General features: G+C 29.6%; 17 protein-coding genes and 2 tRNA genes. 7 read left to right on the plus strand and 12 right to left on the minus strand.

The window, feature by feature from the left end; translation table 11 throughout:
- Positions 1-115: 115 nt before the first annotated feature.
- The 7 genes from JV173_RS03620 to JV173_RS03650 all read right to left on the minus strand — a co-directional run bounded on the left by JV173_RS03620 (position 116) and on the right by JV173_RS03650 (position 11134).
- Positions 116-634 (minus strand): histidine phosphatase family protein, encoded by a 519-nt coding sequence (locus JV173_RS03620; protein WP_205734930.1) that lies wholly within the window; start codon positions 632-634, stop codon positions 116-118.
- Positions 635-679: 45 nt separating this feature from the next.
- Positions 680-755: transfer RNA gene (locus JV173_RS03625), tRNA-Thr, on the minus strand.
- Positions 756-827: 72 nt separating this feature from the next.
- Positions 828-1403 (minus strand): hypothetical protein, encoded by a 576-nt coding sequence (locus tag JV173_RS03630; RefSeq protein ID WP_205734931.1) that lies wholly within the window; start codon positions 1401-1403, stop codon positions 828-830.
- On the minus strand, positions 1396-2340 hold the full coding sequence (locus JV173_RS03635) for a hypothetical protein (RefSeq protein WP_205734932.1): 945 nt from the start codon (positions 2338-2340) through the stop codon (positions 1396-1398). Before JV173_RS03635 ends, JV173_RS03630 begins: the two co-directional genes overlap by 8 nt.
- A gap of 110 nt (positions 2341-2450) precedes the next feature.
- Positions 2451-3242, minus strand: a complete 792-nt coding sequence (locus JV173_RS03640; RefSeq protein ID WP_205734933.1) for a phosphorylase family protein — start codon at positions 3240-3242, stop codon at positions 2451-2453.
- 111 nt (positions 3243-3353) lie between these two features.
- Positions 3354-3734 (minus strand): hypothetical protein, encoded by a 381-nt coding sequence (locus JV173_RS03645; RefSeq protein ID WP_205734934.1) that lies wholly within the window; start codon positions 3732-3734, stop codon positions 3354-3356.
- Positions 3735-3907: 173 nt separating this feature from the next.
- Positions 3908-11134, minus strand: coding sequence for a leucine-rich repeat protein (locus tag JV173_RS03650; protein ID WP_205734935.1), 7227 nt, complete (start codon positions 11132-11134; stop codon positions 3908-3910).
- A gap of 801 nt (positions 11135-11935) precedes the next feature.
- Here JV173_RS03650 and JV173_RS03655 point away from each other — a divergent pair.
- From JV173_RS03655 to JV173_RS07150, 7 genes are all read left to right on the plus strand, one after another.
- Positions 11936-12490, plus strand: coding sequence for a hypothetical protein (locus JV173_RS03655; protein WP_205734936.1), 555 nt, complete (start codon positions 11936-11938; stop codon positions 12488-12490).
- 1 nt (position 12491) lies between these two features.
- Positions 12492-13055 carry a hypothetical protein gene (locus tag JV173_RS03660; RefSeq protein ID WP_205734937.1) on the plus strand — a complete coding sequence of 188 codons (564 nt, stop codon included), beginning with the start codon at positions 12492-12494 and terminating at the stop codon, positions 13053-13055.
- Between the two features lie 20 nt (positions 13056-13075).
- A complete protein-coding gene (locus JV173_RS03665) occupies positions 13076-14368 on the plus strand; it encodes a S24/S26 family peptidase (protein ID WP_205734938.1) in 1293 nt (430 codons plus the stop codon).
- A gap of 21 nt (positions 14369-14389) precedes the next feature.
- Complete coding sequence (locus tag JV173_RS03670) at positions 14390-14962, plus strand: hypothetical protein (RefSeq protein ID WP_205734939.1); 573 nt, start codon at positions 14390-14392, stop codon at positions 14960-14962.
- A 139-nt stretch (positions 14963-15101) separates the two neighbouring features.
- The gene (locus JV173_RS03675) at positions 15102-15662 is read left to right on the plus strand and encodes a hypothetical protein (protein WP_205734940.1); all 561 of its coding nucleotides are present in this window, start codon (positions 15102-15104) and stop codon (positions 15660-15662) included.
- Between the two features lie 147 nt (positions 15663-15809).
- Entirely contained in the window at positions 15810-16379 is a 570-nt protein-coding gene (locus tag JV173_RS03680; RefSeq protein WP_205734941.1) for a hypothetical protein, read from the plus strand.
- A gap of 183 nt (positions 16380-16562) precedes the next feature.
- On the plus strand, positions 16563-16811 hold the full coding sequence (locus JV173_RS07150) for a GlsB/YeaQ/YmgE family stress response membrane protein (protein ID WP_205734942.1): 249 nt from the start codon (positions 16563-16565) through the stop codon (positions 16809-16811).
- Positions 16812-16901: 90 nt separating this feature from the next.
- Here JV173_RS07150 and JV173_RS03690 read toward each other — a convergent pair whose 3' ends face one another.
- From JV173_RS03690 to JV173_RS03710, 5 genes are all read right to left on the minus strand, one after another.
- Entirely contained in the window at positions 16902-17318 is a 417-nt protein-coding gene (locus tag JV173_RS03690) for a hypothetical protein (RefSeq protein WP_205734943.1), read from the minus strand.
- A 116-nt stretch (positions 17319-17434) separates the two neighbouring features.
- A complete protein-coding gene (locus tag JV173_RS03695) occupies positions 17435-17752 on the minus strand; it encodes a nucleotide pyrophosphohydrolase (RefSeq protein ID WP_205734944.1) in 318 nt (105 codons plus the stop codon).
- Positions 17753-17754: 2 nt separating this feature from the next.
- The gene (locus JV173_RS03700; protein WP_205734945.1) at positions 17755-19632 is read right to left on the minus strand and encodes a DUF2075 domain-containing protein; all 1878 of its coding nucleotides are present in this window, start codon (positions 19630-19632) and stop codon (positions 17755-17757) included.
- Positions 19633-19783: 151 nt separating this feature from the next.
- Positions 19784-19857, minus strand: a tRNA-Arg gene (locus JV173_RS03705).
- A complete protein-coding gene (locus tag JV173_RS03710) occupies positions 19857-20270 on the minus strand; it encodes a GNAT family N-acetyltransferase (protein ID WP_205734946.1) in 414 nt (137 codons plus the stop codon). The genes JV173_RS03705 and JV173_RS03710 overlap by 1 nt, the downstream gene beginning before the upstream one ends.
- Positions 20271-20272: the final 2 nt, after the last annotated feature.

Here is a 20272-nt window from a genome sequence, read left to right on the forward strand (position 1 = left end):
TATCTTATCATAATTTACAAAGTAAATCATTGGTATTTATATAAAAAATTAATCAATTAATTAATAAGAAAAGTGAGCACCAATTTTTATATATATTTGTACCCACTCGAGTTAATTATAGTATTACTTCTCTAATGCCACAATGTTCAATCAAATCTTCAAAGTAAGTCAAACTACTCATCACGATACCATGACATACGACAATTATTTTTTCCAAATCTTTATGTTTTAAAATGGCTTTGGTAACACGTTCTTTCAAAGATTCATAAGTTTCCCAATGATATTTATGATTATTGGTTCTAATACCTTTGCTTGCGATATAATCTTCATATGCAAGTTGACCGTTATAAATAAACTTATGCGTGATATCAGGCATCCATTCATGTAAGTCATTTTCTACTTCAATTTTGATTTCTGTATTTCTTGATATGATTGCAGCAGTTTCAAGAGCTCTTGTATAAGGAGAGGATAAGATGATTGATGCACCTTTTAATCTTGGATCATTACTAACTTTTTCTGCTTGTTCTTTTCCACGTTCTGTGAGTTTACCTAACTCCCAACCCATACCAAAATATCCTCGAGCTTCTACCTCATCATATCTTGGTTCACCATGTCTAATTAAAATTACTTCCATAATTGATACCTCCCCATACTCATTATAACAATACCAATAAAAAAATGGTGCCGAAAATAGGAATCGAACCTACGACCTACTGATTACGAATCAGTTGCTCTACCGACTGAGCTATTTCGGCAACCACTTGTTTTACTAATAATAGAATAGCACTTTTAAAATATTACTGTAATAATTTTGTGAATTTTTATACTCAAACCACATTAGGAACAATGGTACTCATTGAGCATATCATGTGGCATACCATATCACTTATTGAATCATCATTTTTATACCCTAAAATAAATTCAATATCATGTTCAAATTTCTGTTTTAGATCATTCAACAATTCTTGAATTGTATGTACAGTACTTTTGGAATGATTTACTACTTTTATAATAATACGTTTTGTATTATTTTTAACTTCACGAGAAAGTTCTAAATGATTTAAATTACCTTTATATATAAATGATTTTTTATAAATGATATCATCTAATGGTTCAAAATCTTGAAAATCCAAGGATAGAAAATCATTATTATCTATCATATTTTCAATATAATCTTCCAAGGAGTCTTTATATTCAATGAATTTACCTTGTTTAAAAGTGTACTGTTTGATTAGATTAAGAATTCTATCTGAATTACCTATAATCAATCCTGCACCTAAAAAAACTACTGCTGTTAAAAAATATCGACCTTTATAATGTGTCATTACATCTGTAACAACATCTGGTCCACCAAATTGTTTTATATATTTTGAATATCCTTGATATGCTTTTAAATTACTCATCTTCAAATTCTCCAATTTTAATTTTGTTTAGTATGTATGTTTCAAAAACTTTACTTAAATACCATTCAAGATTTTTAGACATTTCATCTGCTTCTTTTTTAAACTCATCTCTATATAAACTAAATAATTCTTTAATATACTTTTGACTATATCCGATTTGATTTAATAATAAATAAATTTGATTGACTTCAGATTGAATTTCAGTAGATATATAACTATAGTGAGTTGAAAACTCAATAATATGATTAAGATGGTTTTGTAGATCTTCCTCTGGATAATCCAAATTAACATAATAGTCATTTAATTTATACATTAGATGCTTTTTATCATCATCTGTAATTTCATCGAAATTATAAATAATATTTTCTAAGAGTGATTTTCTAACTTTTGATGATTTAATCATTTTTGTTAATTTTTTATCAAAATAGCCAAAATCTAATGCATTACTAAAGTCTTTTATTAATTTGGGAAAATTGAATACGTCATTCAAATTTTTTTCATCAAGAGCATTTGAAAAAATATCTTCAAAACTATCAAATTGATCAATTAATTTACTTGTAATTTCTGTATAAATTTTAGAAACATCCTCCAAAGAGGTTTCTTTTACGATATTTTTCATAACGATAGGACGAGCTTCAACATAGAGTTTAACAACATTAATATTTTCTTGAAGCATATTAAGCATATTGTTAAGTTCTATCTTCTTTTCAACATCTGGTAGTTTTCTTAATTTCTCAATTTCATTTTTTGTTTTACCCACACTGATGCATATTTTTATAAACCATAATTCTTCTAACTCTTGATCATTAAATTTCCATTGTGGTCCACCACCACCTTTTTTAGTAATACTTCCATTGTTTTTTTCTGGAAAATACCCTTGAATTGTAGTTCTTGGTAACTTTGTGATTTTTACAACATCACTCATTTTATACTCCATAATATCCACCTCACAATATCATTTTATATTGCCGAGTTCGGCAAGTAAATAATAATTTTTATTTTTACCATAAAAAAACTAACCCTTCAAAAAGTTACTTTTACATTATGCTACATATTTGAAATTAATAGGAGTAGTTGAGGTAAATATTCTTTTCTTGCTCTATGATACTTTAATTCTTCAGCTACGCTTCTTCCTACTAAAGGAATACCACTTGCAGAATTATCTGATACAACGAGTAATGCAATACTATCAACTTCAATTAAGTCCGCCATAAGGTAAAAGACAGCTGTTTCCATTTCAATTAAATCCGTACCAAATGATTTAATTTCATCCAAATGAATATATTCTAAAGCAACTGAATCAGTCGAGAATACAGATTTTAAATTAATAGTAATATTTTGTTCATTAGCTTTTGCTATGACTTCATTAATAAAATCTTTCTTTGGTTCTACTTTTTCAAATGGTACAAAGTCTTTAATTGAATCCTTTAAATAGGTATGTGTATAGCCACCTGCAATTGAATAACTTGGTGTACAAATATCACCTAATTCTATTTCTGGTTTAAGTGCACCAACTGCACCTACAAAGACCATCTTTTTAAATTTAAGTTCCGCACATAGTGCTACGTGATCAATTAAGTTACTTGCTGATGATGAAACTTTAATCCATGCAATTTTCTTTTCTTCACTCTCCAACAGATATCCTGTTAAATATGAAGATTCTTTAAGTGTTGTAACCTTAAATATTTTGTCAAATTCTAATCTAAGTGGTGAATATGTTGGTGCAACAACTAACACATCATATTCAACATTTGGATCGAGTCCAAATGCTAGTTGTGCCATATTTTGGCTATTATATTTATGAAATGCTTCAAGTATTTTATGCATTCTTTCTTTCATGCTGTCTAACCTCTTTGAATTTTGCTAATCTCATTATACCACTCTAACTTTATCAAGTTTATTTAAAAATAAGAGAACACCACCATTTTTTGACTGTGTTTTATTTAAAGTTTATTCTATAAAGAATACAACAACCATGGTTGTCCCATCATCGTCTTCTGTTTGGGCATGCCAGGACATTCTATAGGGAATAGAATTCGTCATATAGGAAACGACATTTGCAATTCTTTCCATAAAATATTTTGATATATCTAGATATGACTCAACTGCAATTAATACTTTACTCGTATTATCAATTAATGATTGATCGATAATTTCTTTTTTAATTTCTTCTAACTCATCTAAATCTCTAAATACAAATACTGCAACACAATGAATCATATTCAGTGAACCAAAATCAGCTTCTGCTACCCCCATCATAGCAGGTTTACTTGCTATAGCAATTAATTGATATATTTGCTCTGCATCTGTAATGATATTTAATTTATTCATATGTTCATTATTCAACTATAGTTAATATCATTTTATTCTTTTAATTGAATGTCTCCTACTTCCTTTTATACTTACAATTATTATATCAGTAAAAGAATTGTAAATTTGAAGTCAATAATTCTTGTTCCGCTGTTAAAGTAAAAAGAACCCATCGAAAGATGGGTTCAATTTGATTATTCAAGTGGTGATATAACGATGTTTGTTGATCCATCAAATACAGTTTCACCATATGTATTAGGTACTAATTGAAGTGAACCAGTTGTATTCGTCATATTTGCAAATGCAAATTCACCTAAAGTTAAAGTTGAATACATATCAACATCTGTTAAATCAATTGTGATTGATGCAACTTTATTTGAACCAAAGAATGCATATTCACCTACAGATTGTAACTTGTTAAATACTAAAGTAGATGTTAATGCAGTCATGTTTCTAAATGCGGAATTACCAATAATTTCAACATTTTGTAAACCGGAAACTGAAATAACTTGTGTATTTTCAAACGCACTATTACCAATTTCTTTAATGTTTGCACCAATAGTCACATATCTTAAAGCTGTTGCTGATTTAAATGCTGAGTTGTTAATGCGAATAACTGGCATATCATAAATTGTATCTAAGATTGTAATTGTAGTTGGAGAACCATCATAACCTGCTACAAACCAGTATGAATTATCTGCTGGAAGTTGATAAGCAACATTTCCAGTTAAATAATATCTAGGACTAAATACAAGTCCATTTGAATCACTCTTAGCAAATGTTGTATAGGTGTTATTTTTTAAGAACAATCTACTTCTAACAGCTGGCATATTACCAAACCCAACGTTTTCAATATAGAGTGTGTCGTACATTGCTGTTGTTTCTAAATTAATTGCAATATTTGTAACTGATGTTGCATATTGGAATGCGTATTCTTTTACACGTTGAAGTTTGTTAAAAATTAGATCTGATGTTAATGCTGTTGCATTGTTAAATGCATATTTACCAACAGTAACAACTTGTTCAAAACCATTAAATGTCACGATTGGTGAGAAATAGAATGCATAGTCACCAATTTCAGCTACATTTGCACCATTTGTTACTGTAACTAAAGTTGGATTTTTTCTAAATGCATATGCAGCAATTGATGTCACCTTTAATCCTTCAATTTCATCGAGGATTTCGATTTCTGTTAAACCAGTATATGCACCAACAACGGTATATTCAGATCCATTTAATTGATAATATACACCATCAATTAATAAATCGTATACAAACCAGTTAAGGTTAGTACTTGTATTATTGGTTCCTATTGTTGTTTGACGTGTGAAGTATAGAGAACCATAAGTGTTTGACATTAAAGCGAATGCATAATTTCCAATGACTAAATTATCTAGCATTTCTTCTGTTTCTAAATTAATCACTAATGAAGTAATCGCATAAGAATTATAGAATGCATAGTTTCCAATAGTTTGTACTTTATTTAGGACAACAGGTGAAGTCAGTGTGGTAATATTACGTAATGCACCTTCTTCAAATGTAACGACATTTTCTAATCCTGTAAATGTAACGATTTTACTATCACGGAATGCTTCAAAACCAATAGTCTTAATATTAGATCCTAAGTTTAATGTCTTAATTGTTGTATCACTCTTAAATACGTTTGCTGCAATTGTTGTTACAGGATAGTTATAAAGCGTTTCAGGTATTGTAACAGTAACTAGTCCACTTTGTTTAGCTGAAACAGTAAATTCTTCTGTCGAAGCATTAAATGTATAAGTTAACCCATCAATTAAATATCTATTTATGAGTTGAATATTTGGACTGCTATTAAATGATGTTGAAACATATGATGCAGTGACAAGTCTTAATGTACCTGTTGCAGTCATACCACTAAATGCATATGTTGCAATAGAAAGGGTTTGATACATACTTTCATGTGTTAGTTCGAATGCGATTGATTGTACTTTATTTGCACCTTCAAAAGCTCTTGTTTCAATAAGTTGTAGTTTGTTAAAGACAAGTGGTGTCTCTAAACTTGTTGCATTTAAAAATGCAGATGCTTTAATTGTTGACACATTTTCTAAACCGAATACATTCTTAACACTACTTAATTCGAATGCATTAGCAGAAATTGTTTGCATATTTGAACCAAGTACAACAGTTTCAATTGTCTTGTTTAATCTAAATGCGTTGGTTGATACGCTTGTTACTGGTAAGTCATTAACTAAACTTTGGATTTCAACTGCAGTTGCAGCATGATGTGCACCTAAAACAATATATGCTGTTTCTTCTGCATTTAATTGATAGTATACATTATCAATATGCTCATCAAAAACATAAATGTTAAAGTTGAGACCACCATTATTTAGTCCTAATTGAGTATTTCTATTTACATAGAATTTACCATACATATTGCCAATATTTGCAAGTGCATTATCACCAATAGCTAAAGTATCTAAGTTTGAATCATCTCCAAGATTTAATACCATAGATATTATTTGATTTGAACCATTAAATGCATTGTTCCCTAACATTTGGAGTTCGTTAAATACGATCTCTGATGTTAATGATGTAATATTTCGGAATGCATTTTCTTTAATTGTTACGACATTTTCTAGTCCAGTAATGGATACTAATTTACTACTTTCGAATGCTGATACACCGATTGTAGTGATATTTTCTCCAAGCGCTACAGCGGTAACGCTTGGATTTAGTTTGAATGCATAATCTTTAATTTCTGTAACCGTTAAACCATTGATTTCAGCAGGGATATTAACCGTTGTTGTACCTCTTAGTGCACCAGATACCAAGTATGTTGTTTCGTCCTCATTTAAAGTGTATACAACACCGTCAATGACTTCATCATATCTGAAGATATGTAAGTTTGGATTTTCATTTCCTTCTCCAACAATGGTATCTCTAGTTACATAAATATCTCCGTATGTTGTTGGTAAATTACCAAATGAGTTTTCACCAATAATCAAAGTATCTAGCATTTCTTCTGATTCAAGTTCTAATGTAATTGATGGAATTGCAGTTGAACCATAGAATGCATAATTTCCAATCATTTGAATCTTATTAAATGTAATTGATGATGTAAGTGTTGTAATGTTTCTAAATGCATTTAAACCAATGACTTCAACATAATTTAAACCAACAAATGTTGTAATCTTAGTATTTTCAAATGCACCATCACCAATTTTATTCATGTTATCTCCAACTGTAACTGTTCTTAGAACTGTATTATTACGTACAGCATTTGTTTGAATTGAGGTTACTGGTAATGAATAAACTGTATTTGATATAGTTATTGAACTTGAAGAACCTGAATAACTTGTAAAGATCCATTCAGTATTTGAAGGATTGATTGCATAATTCATACTGCCTGAACTGTAAGTTCTTCCTCTAACAGTGAAACCTGAGGAACTTGTAAATGAAGTAGATTGATAAGAACTACTATGTAGATATAAATTAGCTTTTGTAGTTGAAGGAATATTAGCAAACGCGTATGCATAAATAGTAATCGCATTATAAGCTGCTTCAGTTTCTAAATTAATCTCAATTGACGGTATCTTTTCTGTATATTGGAAAGCTGCTTGGCCAACTGTGATTGCTTTTGTTAATACAACTGGACTTGATAATTGTTTTGCAGAATAGAACGCTTGTAACCCAAAGGATTGAATTTGTTCGAATCCATTAAATGTTTCGATACTTGAGTTTTCGAAGGCACGTTCGTTAATAACTAAAATATTTGCACCAACTGTTACAGTTCTAATCATTTGATTGTATCTAAATCCGTTTGGTCCAATTGCAGTGACTGGTATGCCATTGACCTCATCTTCAATAATTACTTCTGATGTTCCATATGTAGAACCAATTGCTCTGTATATTCCATTAAATAATTCATAATATACATCATTAACAAGTTCATCATAATAGAACCAGTTTAAGTTAGTGCTTGTATTTGATGAACCAACTGTTGATCCTCTTAAGACATAATAATTACCTTTTGCATTACCCATATTTGAGAATGCATATTGTCCGATATTAACTAAATCTTCTGTTTCAATTGCAACCTTAGTTACTCTTGTTGCATAACTAAACGCAGATTGTCCGATTGTCTTAACTTTTCTTAAAACAATATCAGATGTTAATGATCCAGTACCACTAAATGCTAGATTTCCAATTGTTTCAACGTCTTCTAAACCTGTAATTGTAACAATCTTACTTGATTCGAATGCACTTGCACCGATTGTAACGATATTCGCACCTAAAGTTACATTTAAGACTGTTGCATCTGATTTGAATGCATTTGCTCCAATTGTTGTAACTGGATGATCATAAAGTGTATCTGGAATGACTACATTCACTAATCCTGCTATTCTACTAGATACTGTAAATTCTTCTGTTAAGAAATTATATGTGTATGCTAAACCATCGACTAAGTATCTATTTGTTACTGTAATATTAGGACTATTTTCGAATGATGTTGCTTGATAAGAAGCCGGTAAGATGTTTAATGTAGCTACAGCATTCATCCCCTTAAATGCAGTTGCACCGATTCTTAAATCACTGTACATTCTTTCATTTTCTAATTCGATTTCAATACTTGGTACTGAAGTTGCATTTTCAAATGCACTCACTCCAAGTGTTTGGATCTTATTAAAGACGAGTGGTGTTGTTAATTGATTTGCATTTTTAAATGCATTTTGATTAATTGTGATAAGTTGTTCAAACCCATTAAATGATTCAATAGCTGATAATTCAAATGCAGAATCACCAATTAGAGTCACATTTTGACCAAGCGTTAATGATTTAAGTGTTGGATTCATTCTAAATGCTTTAGCTGCAATTTGAGTTACAGGTAAATCATTAATTGTATCTACAATCGTTCCTTCGACTAAATCATATTTAGCACCAACAACATAATATTCTGAACCATTTAATTGATAGAAAACATCATCAACGATTTCATCAAAAATGAACCAGTTAATGTTTGTAGAAGTGTTATTTGCACCTAAAACAGTGCTTCTTGAAATATAGAATGCACCATAAGTATTCCCCATACTATTAAATGCATATTCACCAATTGTTAATGTATCAAGCATTTCAGAGTTTTCTAAGTCAAAGGTGATCGATGGAATCTTATTAGATGAATTAAATGCATATCTACCAATAGACTGTACTTTTTTAAAGACAATTTCTTGTTGAAGATTTGTTAAACCTCTAAATGCATCATTACCAATTGTTACAAGATTTTCAAAAATATCTATAGAAGTTAAAGCTGTTAAGTTTTGGAATGCACCATTACCAACATTTTCAACATTTGTAAATCCTGATACTGTCTTTAATGCAGTTGCACCTTGGAATGCTAAATTGCCAACAGATAGGATGTTTTCAGTACCTATGACAGTTGTTAAAGCTGATGCACCTTGGAAACCATTGACCGGTACTGCAGTTATATTCGCACCAATTGTAACAGTCTGCATGAATTTATGATTTTGGAATGCAGCATCTTCAATCTTAGTCACTAAAACGCCATCAATATTATCTTTAATAACGACATTTTGAATTCTATTTGCACCAAGTACTGTATAAGTATCTGTTTCAGATTCATATTTATAAGCAACACCATCAATAATTAAATCTGCAACAATGAATTTTACCTTAGTTTCACTACCGTTATTTGCTTTAGCATGTACACTTGTGTTTTGTGTAACAAATATCTTAGAATTATTTGCACTAGATAAATTACCGAATGCATCACTATCAATAACTAAAGTATCATAAAGTTCTTGTGTTGGTAAGTTAATACCTACTTCAGGAATAGACGCAGCACGGTTAAATGCTTCAAAGCCTAAAAATTGAATATTATTCAACTGAATTGCATGATTAATTTTTGATTCTTTAAATGCACCAGATTCGATAATTTCAACATTTTCAAGACCATTAATTCTTGTTGTATTTGTACCTAAGAAAGCTCCCCAACCAATTTCTCTCATGCTTTCATTAAGGTTAACTGTTGTTGAACTTGTAATTTTTCCTCTAAATACTTCAGAATCAATTTTAACGACTGGCATATCTAAAATGATTTCTGGGATGTTAATTATAGTACCAGCATTCCCATTATAATAAGTAACAACATAACCCGTGTTTGCTTCATTAATCTTGAAGTTAAAGTATGAAGATGAAACTGCACCTCTATCTCTTAAGATGATACCAGGGCTATTTGAAAATACACCAGAAACATAAGAAACAGAGTTTAGGAAAATTCTACCTTGTGTATTATTAAGATCAGAAAACGCATTTGCTTGAATTCTAAGTGCGTTATAAAGTGCTAGCGTTTCTAAATCAATTCTTAATTCAGAAATGTTTCCACTATATCTAAATGCTTCTGTTCCAATTGATTGAACATTTTCTAAATGCACATCAGATGATAGATTTAACATTGAATAAAAAGCTTGTGACTCAATTGTCACTAAACTTTCAAAGCCAGCCATTGTTTGAATGCTTGAATTTTTAAATGCACCAGACTCAACATAAGTCACATTTGCACCAAATACAAAGTTTTCAATCACTTGGTTATTATTAAATGCATTTGCAGCAATTCTAGTTACTGGAAGCTCATTGATTTGATCAACAACAACTGCATCTTTTATTAAACCATTATGACCAACAACAGTGTATGTTATCCCTGTAGCATCTGTTTCATATGCTAGGTTACCTAAAATTTCATCTACAACTACAAATTTTAAATTTGGTGTTGCATCAGTTGCTGTTGGATCAACAATTGTATTTGATTTTACATATACAGTATTATTGAGTGAATACCCCATACTTGAAAATGCATTATATCCAATACTTAAAGTGTCATACATACCATCTTCAAGTTCAAAATAAACGTTTGATACGTTATAAGCACCAGAAAAGGCATTATCACCAATATACTGAACATTTTTAAAGTATAACGGAGATGTTAATTTATCAGTCCCAAAAAAGGCTTGACCTCCAATATACTCAACATTTTCTAAACCTGTCAATGTCTCGATTTTTGATCCTTTGAAAGCACCAATTTCAATTCTTGTAACATTTTCTCCTAAAGAAAGAGATTTAATCGCTTTATTTTCAAAAGCTTTATAATCTATTTTTGTTACAGGAAAATCAAAATAAGTGTCGGGAATCTCGACAACTTCATTTGTACCAATATAATCAATAACGAACAGCGAATCTGAATCGTTATCATATTTGTAAATGATACCTTCAGGTGATTGACCATTTGGAAGATCTCCAAATACACCATCAATACCTATCTTATATTTACTATCCGTCTTTCCGAAAGAAAATGTTGCGTAAACAGCACTTAATGCGAATAAAACAAATAGCATTGTAATATTTATAATTCTTATACTTTTTTTCATTTTCATCACCGAGTCAAGTTATATCAATTTATATGTATAAAAAGATTTCAAAACCCTTGAATTAAAGTTTAAAACCCTTGAAAATCGAAAAACATCTCAATTGATAGGTTTAAAAAGTCCGGTGATCAAATCAAAATAGTGTTAAATAGTCCAATTTTTTTATTTAAATTCTTGTTTGTTTTTATTTTTCTAAATCATAGATTTTTCATTAATTTCTTAGATTTAAAATGCACATAATTTAAACTTACAATATACCTCATATGCATCAAATAAATACTTAATTATATCTTCCGCGCGCACACGTATATTACATAATAAATACACGGTTCACAAATTAGTACGTTTTTGATGTCACTAAAATAGATCATTTAATGACCTTATATCAATTTTTATTAAATCAACCTTTATAAATATATTTATAACACATGTCAAAATGTGTTTTTTTCATTTAAAATATGCCCTATTTTGAATATTGTAAACTTTTGTCACATTGATTAAACATAATATAAAGTCATCCTTCTATTTTTTTAGTTCACAAATTGATACCTTAATAAAGACCTCATTTTTAAGGTTTTTTATTGATCTTAAAAAACACCATATTTTGAAAGCTTTTAAATTTATCCAGATGATCAATTTGTAAAAAATTATATTATTCAATACCCTTTTTTGAAAATTAAAGGTGTGAAACGATACGTTTAAGGGTTTTGATTAGTTTTCTAACTATAAATAAGTTACAGTTTTCCTGCAAACGAAAAATATTGGTTGAAGAAATTTAACTTTTTACTAACAAGGAGTTGCTCTATGAGACATTTAAAATTTACTTTACTAGCAATCTTTATGGTGTTAGGTTCAATCGGAATCGTATTTGCAGCCTTTAATTTTTCTGAAGGACTCGATAAGGAAGTTAGCGTACTATTTAGGTTAGCTCCTTATGAGGTGGAAGGTACAATCACTTACGAGTTTTTCAAGAATTCAAATGAGCCTGTCGATGCACTCCAATTACCAAGCGATGAAGATTCAGCAGAAGGATACATCATCACGGTTAAGATTTATCACACTTTACCAGCTGATGTTGCCAAATCAGTTTTCAATTATATCGAAACAGTGATTAACTTCAATTTTGATAGTACTGTTATCAATGAAAAATATGACGTTTTAATTGAAGGTACACCAGAATGGGTTGAATTTGATGATTATACCCAAGTTGGAACTTACAACATTAGATTTTCTCCAAAAATACCATTCACATTAGAAACATGGATGGCATTCAAGGCAGATTTAAATGCTGCAATGGATAACGATACTGCAAATATTGTATTAACAGTTCAAATTCCATATAACGAGGAAGGTGTATAACATGAAAAAATTACTAATTCCTGTAATTGTCGTTGTTGCGATATTCTTAACAATTGTTGGATCATACGCAATCTTCACTTTCTATGAAACGCAAACTAAAGAAATCTCACTTGAGATTGATATTAAAGATGCTGTTCTAGACGGTGAACTTGAAGTAAATGTTCAATATTTCGAAAATGAGGCATTAACAGAACTTGGTTTATTAGTTGATGCACCAAGTCTTCAAGAAAAACATTATGTCATTCTTGAAATCAAGCATCTTCTAGCAGATGCACAATATAGAGATCCAAATGGTTATGATTATGAAAATATACAATTAGATGCAAGTTTCAAAAACGAAACATTCGATGCATATTTTACAATCCAAATCACAACATTAGATCCATTTACTGCACTCGATTCAGATACAATGGTTGGTACTTTCAAACTAGAACTTGTTTGGAATGATCCAACAATGATTGATACTGAAAACGAATATTTAGCACTTGAACAATTATTCGCAGATTCAATATTAGATGAAACTTTAGGCATTGATTTAACAGTTACAATCAATGCGTTAAGTTAATCCATAAAGGAGAAATAACTATGGACACAAATTTAATGATTATATTTATCATTGCATCCATCACAATAATTACTTTCCTTCTTACTTTTACACTACTTATGAGTGGATTAAATAGAAAAGAAAGAGAACTTGTTAGATCTGGAGCACGTGATGAAGCAATTAAAAAAACTGTACAAAATCAAAAAAAATTCAGTTACAAGTTTTTAAAAACGATCAGTACAATAATTGAATCTCTGTTCTCACTTGTATTAGTTGCCTTAATTGCAGCTAGTTTATATACAACTTATTTAAACAATGATATTCAACTATTTGATTTTGATATTAAAGTCGTTGCAACAGATTCAATGGCTGAAGCTAATCCTAGAAATGAATATCTGGCTGAAAACAATTTAACTAATCAATTTTCAGCAAACGATATTATCTTCTTCTCTAAATTACCAGCTGAATCAGATTTAAAACTATATGACATCGTTTCTTACTATGACGAAACAAATGATCGATTAATCGTACACAGAATTATCGATATCATCGAAACTTCTGAAGGTAAACAATTCGTTTTAAGAGGTGATGCAAATCGTACTTCTGATAGTAAAACTATTCTCTATTCAGATTTAAGAGCTATCTACAATGGTCAAAAGATTGAAGGTTTTGGTTTAGTGGTTAAGTTTATTCAATCACCATTTGCTTTAATTGCTATGGCTGTTATGGTTTACGTCTTAATTATTGATAGTATTTTCCAAAAGAATTTAAAACAATTAGATAAATCTAGATATCAAGAAATTAAACAACGTGATGCTTTACTTGAAGAACGTGCTCAAGAAAGAAATGAAAAGAAATTAGAAGAACAAACTGTTAAACATGTTAGATCAAACAGTTATGAATTAGTTGAGAAAGACAAGAAATTCGGTTTCCGTTTATATGATTCTAACGGTGACTTATTAGTAACATCGGCATTTTATCAAACTGAAGAAATTGCAGAACAAAGAAGACATCAAATCGCTGATATGGTTGAAAAGAAACATTATGAAATTTATAAAGATTCAAAAGGTTTCCACCAAATCAAATTGTATACAGGTAACAAACGTTTAATGTTTGTATGTGAACCTCAAAATTCACTAAGAAAAGCAAAACTTGCATTAAAAGAATTAAAAATGCTTGCATTAGGTGCTAAAAAATTAATCCCAGAAGAAGTGATGGAACAGCAATTAGCAACCGTGGGAGATAATGCAACAAATGAAACTCAAGTGATTCTTGAAAAACCTGAAAACATCATTGAAGATACTAAATCTGAAGCAGCTAATGCAACGATTTAAAAAAAGAAAGGAGTAAAGCGTATGAAACATTTAAAGATTGCACTTGTTGGACTATTTCTTATAATTGCAACAATGAGTACAGTTTATGCAATATTCACCTTTGCAACTTCTAAAAGTTCTACTTCTGCTTTGAACTTAAAGGTAAGTGGTTATAGTGATATTGGAGAATTAACATCCGAAGTTAATGTTTATCAAGATGATGTTGAAGTACCAAGTTTCATTGTTGATAATTCAACAGAACTAGATAAAAATTATGCAACTGTAAAGTTTATGCATCGTTTACCAATTAACTCCTTATATACACATGATGACGTTGATTATCAAAATGCACTTTATGAGTTTAGTATCCATAATGACTTAGTTGAATACTTTGACCTTGTTGTAACAACCGTTAATCCCTGGGAAATGATTAATGATGAAAATCTATATGGTGCAACAATTTCATTCAAAGTTCAATTAATGTTCAAAGATTCAAAAGAACCTTCCAATTTAAGTGAATATGAAGCATTATCAAATATCCTGGAAGAATTAACCCTAAATAATGAAAACTTAATTCATGTAACAATGACTTTACAAGTTATTCAAAATGATTAAAGTTTAGACTCTTACATTAGTTTTAATATTCATGATTCTAACTACGGTATCTAGTCTTTAGGTACACTAGTTAGAGTCATGAATAAAGACTTCATTAAATTAATAAAAAATATAAATAAAAGAAAAGGAAGAAACAAAAATGAAAAATTTTAGATTTAGTTTAATTGCCCTATTATTCTTAGTAGGTACATTAGGAATGGCGTTCGCGTTATTCACATTTGTTGAAGATGGTGCTATCGACCAAAACTTAGGTTTAAAGGTTGAAGACTATGTTGAATTTGGTGAATTAGAATCATCAGTTAAATATTTAGTTGAAGGTGTTGAAGACCTTACATTATCAGGTATCGTTATTGACAATGAAATAGATCAAGCTAAATATGCTGCTGAAGTTACTTTAACTCATATTTATGATGAAGATTCAGTTATTTCATTTGAAGATGTTGATTATGAAAATGCAATTATCAAAGCTGTATTTAACGAAGCATTCTTAGATGAATACTTCACAATTGAATTAACTTATGCTGATTGGGAAGATCAAGACACTCAAGCACAATTAGTTGTTACAGTTACATTAGTATGGTTAGAAGACGCAATATTAACTTCACCTGAAGATTATGCAGACTTTGTTGCAAACTTCGATGCAAACAAAGCATTAGCAGACATCATTACATTATCAGTTACTTTAGAATTAGCTGACTAATTCATTTAAAAGTTAAATTAACTTGGAAAGAAAATTTGGAGTTTAATTTAACGCAAACAGTAACATTTTGCTTCCCAAAGGAAGGAAGGGGCCTCCCTCTCCTACAGCCCCTTTCTTTATATCTTTTCAAGAAAGGATCAAAAATTCATGAAAAATAAAGCTCTTTTCATATTAGCAATTGCTGCTATTCTACTTACAATAGCAACCGCTTATGCAATCTTTATGTTTAATACACAAAAAACTTCCAATACAGATATTGATATTATCATTGAAGACCCAAACACACTTGGTGAAATCACAGCTGAGTTAGTTTTAACATTTGATGGTGAAGTTCAAGATCAACCTGGATTTAGTTTTGATGCTGAAGATGAAATGAGTAAATATGTTTATACACTCTATCTAAGTCATTTACCTAGTGTGGATATTAATCATCCTGATGCAGACTATTCTAAAGTACAAATCTCTATTCAAATTGAAGATGAAACATTAGCTGAATATCTTCTATTTGATGTTCAATATGTTGAAACAAAACAAGTAGAATCACAATTTGTGTCTGAATATACAATAACTTATGCTTACCAAGATGATATGGCTCCAAAAGATATTGAAACATATGAAACATTAAAGTCTATAATTGGATCTTTAAAATTATTCGAAGAAAATATCTTAACTATCACAATTACTTTTGACGAATCAATATACGGTCTAGAAGATTAAATCAATATATAAATATAAAGTATTTAACAACCCATTGTAATGTGAGTAGTTTTAATCAAACTGCTCATATTTTTTTATTCTTAAAGTATTAAATCTTCCTTAAAAACCTTCCTTGCAAATACATATTACCATCAATTAAATGGTTATTGCGTTAAAATTAAATTATAAAAGGAGGATTAATTAGTGTTAAATTTAATTTTATGGTTAATCTTTGGTGCAGCAGCTGGTGCGATCGCAGGATGGATTTTAAAGGATAAAAGAGGATTATTAGGAGATATCATCGTTGGTATCCTTGGTTCATTCTTAGCTGGATGGGCTGGTAGTGGTTTTTCAGATTTTACAACAACTGATTTAAGTTGGACTGGGTTCTTCACATCTATATTAGGTGCTGTAGTACTTATTGTCTTACTAAATTTCATTAGAAAAAGATAGATACACAAAAACGCTAGAGTAAATTCTAGCGTTTTTTTTATTCTGAGTTATTTATGTTGCAACCTATTTATTACCCTCATATTTAGGGTTCTATTTATAATGTAATAATCCTTCTATAAAATTTAAAACCTCTTTTTTATGTTTAGCATCTATGATAACATCAAATCTTTCACAATTATCTTTTATCCATTGATTAACGTTGTTTTTGTTTACTAAACCATTCATTGTCGTATCGTTTAATAAACTTTGGGCAAGTGTACTTCTTGCACTTCCAATATTATATGGATGACTTTGATACCTAGCTTTACTTTTAACATTTGCTTGACCAATTTTCAAAAAGATACCTTTGTATACAAATGTATAGACAGCCATTTTATCATTTGGTAGTGATAATGGTTTATGCTTTACTGGTTGATGAATAATATAAAAATCTTGTTCTATTAATGGTTTATTAGTGCACGCAGATGCATCAATGATTAGTTTTTTAATTTCCTGACTATAATCCATTAGATTTCTCCTCTAATTTCACTATCATTATTAATGACCTTAACCGAACATTTCAATTTATAGAAAATTGAATCGGATATTATTACTCTCTTCTTTTCATCAAAAACAAAATCAACTTATAATTTTGTATATTTATCTGATTTACCAAATGATTTATCAATTGGATATTTTTCTTTATTTTTAATTATCTTCTTTTGTAGTATCTCATTAATATTAAAATCATACTCATGACATAGATAAATACAGTATGCTATGATGTCAGCCAACTCATCTTTCACATTTTCAACATCTACTTTTTCACTACCCCATTGAAAATTTTCTAGTAATTCAGAAGCCTCAATAATAATTGATTTTGCTAAATTCTCAGGAGTATGAAATTGCTTCCAATTTCTTTCATCTCGAAATTTTAATAACTCTGCAATTATTTCTTTCATAATCAAACCTCTTGTGCTTGTTTAATTATATTTTTAAAATGTTCTCTAAGATTTTCATCTTCACAATAAATATAGCAACCTTTTTGACCTCTTGTAAGTAAAGTTTTATATGTATTGAGGATTAGTTTTCTTGCTGTATTTTCATCTGTAGATTTTATACCTGAAGATTTGTCATCATTAGATATTTTTGTTCTATCAGTTAATACTATACCATCTCTGAAAACTAAATCTTTACCTATAATTACACCCACATAATCAAATTCTAACCCTTGAGCTGTGTGAATACATCCAACTTGATCAAATGAATTTTGACTTATAGCCCAAGTTTTATCATTATCAAGATTCCATTGAGCCTTAAAGTCCCCAATAATAATATCCCACATTCCACGATTAAACTTAACATTCCAATCATAGCAATATCCAGCAACCATTCGAACTTTGTTAAAATGTTTAGGTGTTTCGTTTATCAATTTAAGGGCATTTTTCATTTCTGATGGATCATCGAAGACTTTTACTTCATAATCCAAATCTTTAATGTCTATATCAATATATTCTTCTGCTTGTAATAAATTATTAACTAATTGAATATAGGCATCACTTCCATTACATCGAAATTGAGATTTTAATATTAAATTTTCGCTCATTATAACTTGACTATTTAATTCGTGAGCATGTTTTTTAATTTCATCAACTGAACCGATGTCTTTCGTTGTTATTCTTTGATCTTCATCAATTAAAAACACTGTTAATAAACTTGCATTTATGCATTCTCTAACTTGATTTTGACCAGTAAAATCACCATACATTTTTTTTACTAATCGATGAGCCTCATCAACAATTAAACATTTATAAGCATTTTCTGGTGCTTTACTTAAATTGAATGGTGATCTAAAAATAGACTTGATACTTACTCCTAATTTTAAATCATCTTTACCTAACAACTTTAAAAACGCTTCTCTTGGTGCACTGTTTTTAGTCACATAACTCGCAAATAATCCTCTATCAATTAATTCTTTTAAAAGATTTATTGCTAATACTGATTTCCCAGTACCAGGTCCACCTTGAATTATAACTGTTCTTTTTTTACCATCTTGTAGACATTTTGCCATGTTAGACAACACTGAGTCAAACGCCACAACTTGATCATCCAACAATAAAAATTCTTTTTTACCTTGTAGTACGGATTTTATAGCATCTTGTAGCGCTTTTGATGGTCGGATAGCACCACTTTCAATTTTGTATAATAGTTTTTGATCACTTGGTTTATTACATACAAATTTTGATAGAAACTCACGCAATTTTAGCATTTCATCTTTTATAAAAACTGGAGCTTCTTTAATCCAAGTTTGATATATATCATCGGTCAGATCTTCATAATATGTTCTTTCATAATTATGTAGATAAGCAGTTGGAATAATAGTTATATCTTCTTCTTGAATTACCATTGATGCGTTTTTGATGCTAGTTGAATAGGAATAGGCTTGATAGGATGGATGGGAGACATATCGATTTGCATTTCCTGTATATGTTTTAACAGTATGTTTACTTTCATCATCAACTTTTTCAAGTTTAGTCCACTGTTTTAATTCAATAACTACTATATTATCTTTCTTTGAATTATTAGATCCACAAATAATAAAATCTACTCTTTTTGATGTTCTAGGAATTTGATATTCTATCGCAACCAATGCATCATCTGAAAAACTGTCATGATCTAGTAAATTTCTCATAAACTGCATCGAATTTGTCCATGCAGAAAATTCATTATTGAAATTAACATAGGTGCTGTTTTCTAAAAATTTATGTTGAATTTTGTCAGCTATCTGGTTATTAATTACATCTTTAATAAATTCTCTTTTGGTATTAGAATATACAATCATATTTTATCCTCACTATTATTGTATTCATTATAACATGATATATTTTGAATTTTAAACTTTCATTACCCACCAAATAGGTTCAATTAAAAAAATACCAATTAAGAAGTTCTTTCCATAATTGATATTGTTATCTTTTTTTATTTTAATAATGTGTATCCGACCGGACTTGAACCGGCAATCTTTCCCTTCGGAGGGGAATGCTTTATCCAGTTAAGCTACGGATACTATTTAATAAAGACCATTTTTTGATGTGGTATGCCTGCTTCTTTATATTTCTTTCCAACTTCTTTAAAACCTAGTTTTTTATAAAAAGGTATGACTTGAACTTGTGCACTGACTGCTAGTACGTCATTTCTTTCAATAAAATACTTCATGATTTCAGTTGAAAAGCCTTGATTTCTATAGGCTTTTTTTGTTACTACTCGACCAATATAAAGTTGATCATGTTTATCCACTAGTCTTGCGTATGAAACAATATGTCCATCTTTTTTAATAAATGCATGTAAACATACCTGATCATATACATCAATATCTGTTTCAATGATTGCTTGTTCAACCATAAAGACTTCTTGTCTTAATTGCATAATTTCAAGAAGTTCTATATTTGTTAAATCATCAAACTTTTTTAAAAAAACCATCA

It is taken from the genome of Acholeplasma equirhinis (assembly GCF_017052655.1).
Classification (GTDB): Bacteria; Bacillota_I; Bacilli_A; order Acholeplasmatales; family Acholeplasmataceae; genus Acholeplasma; species Acholeplasma equirhinis.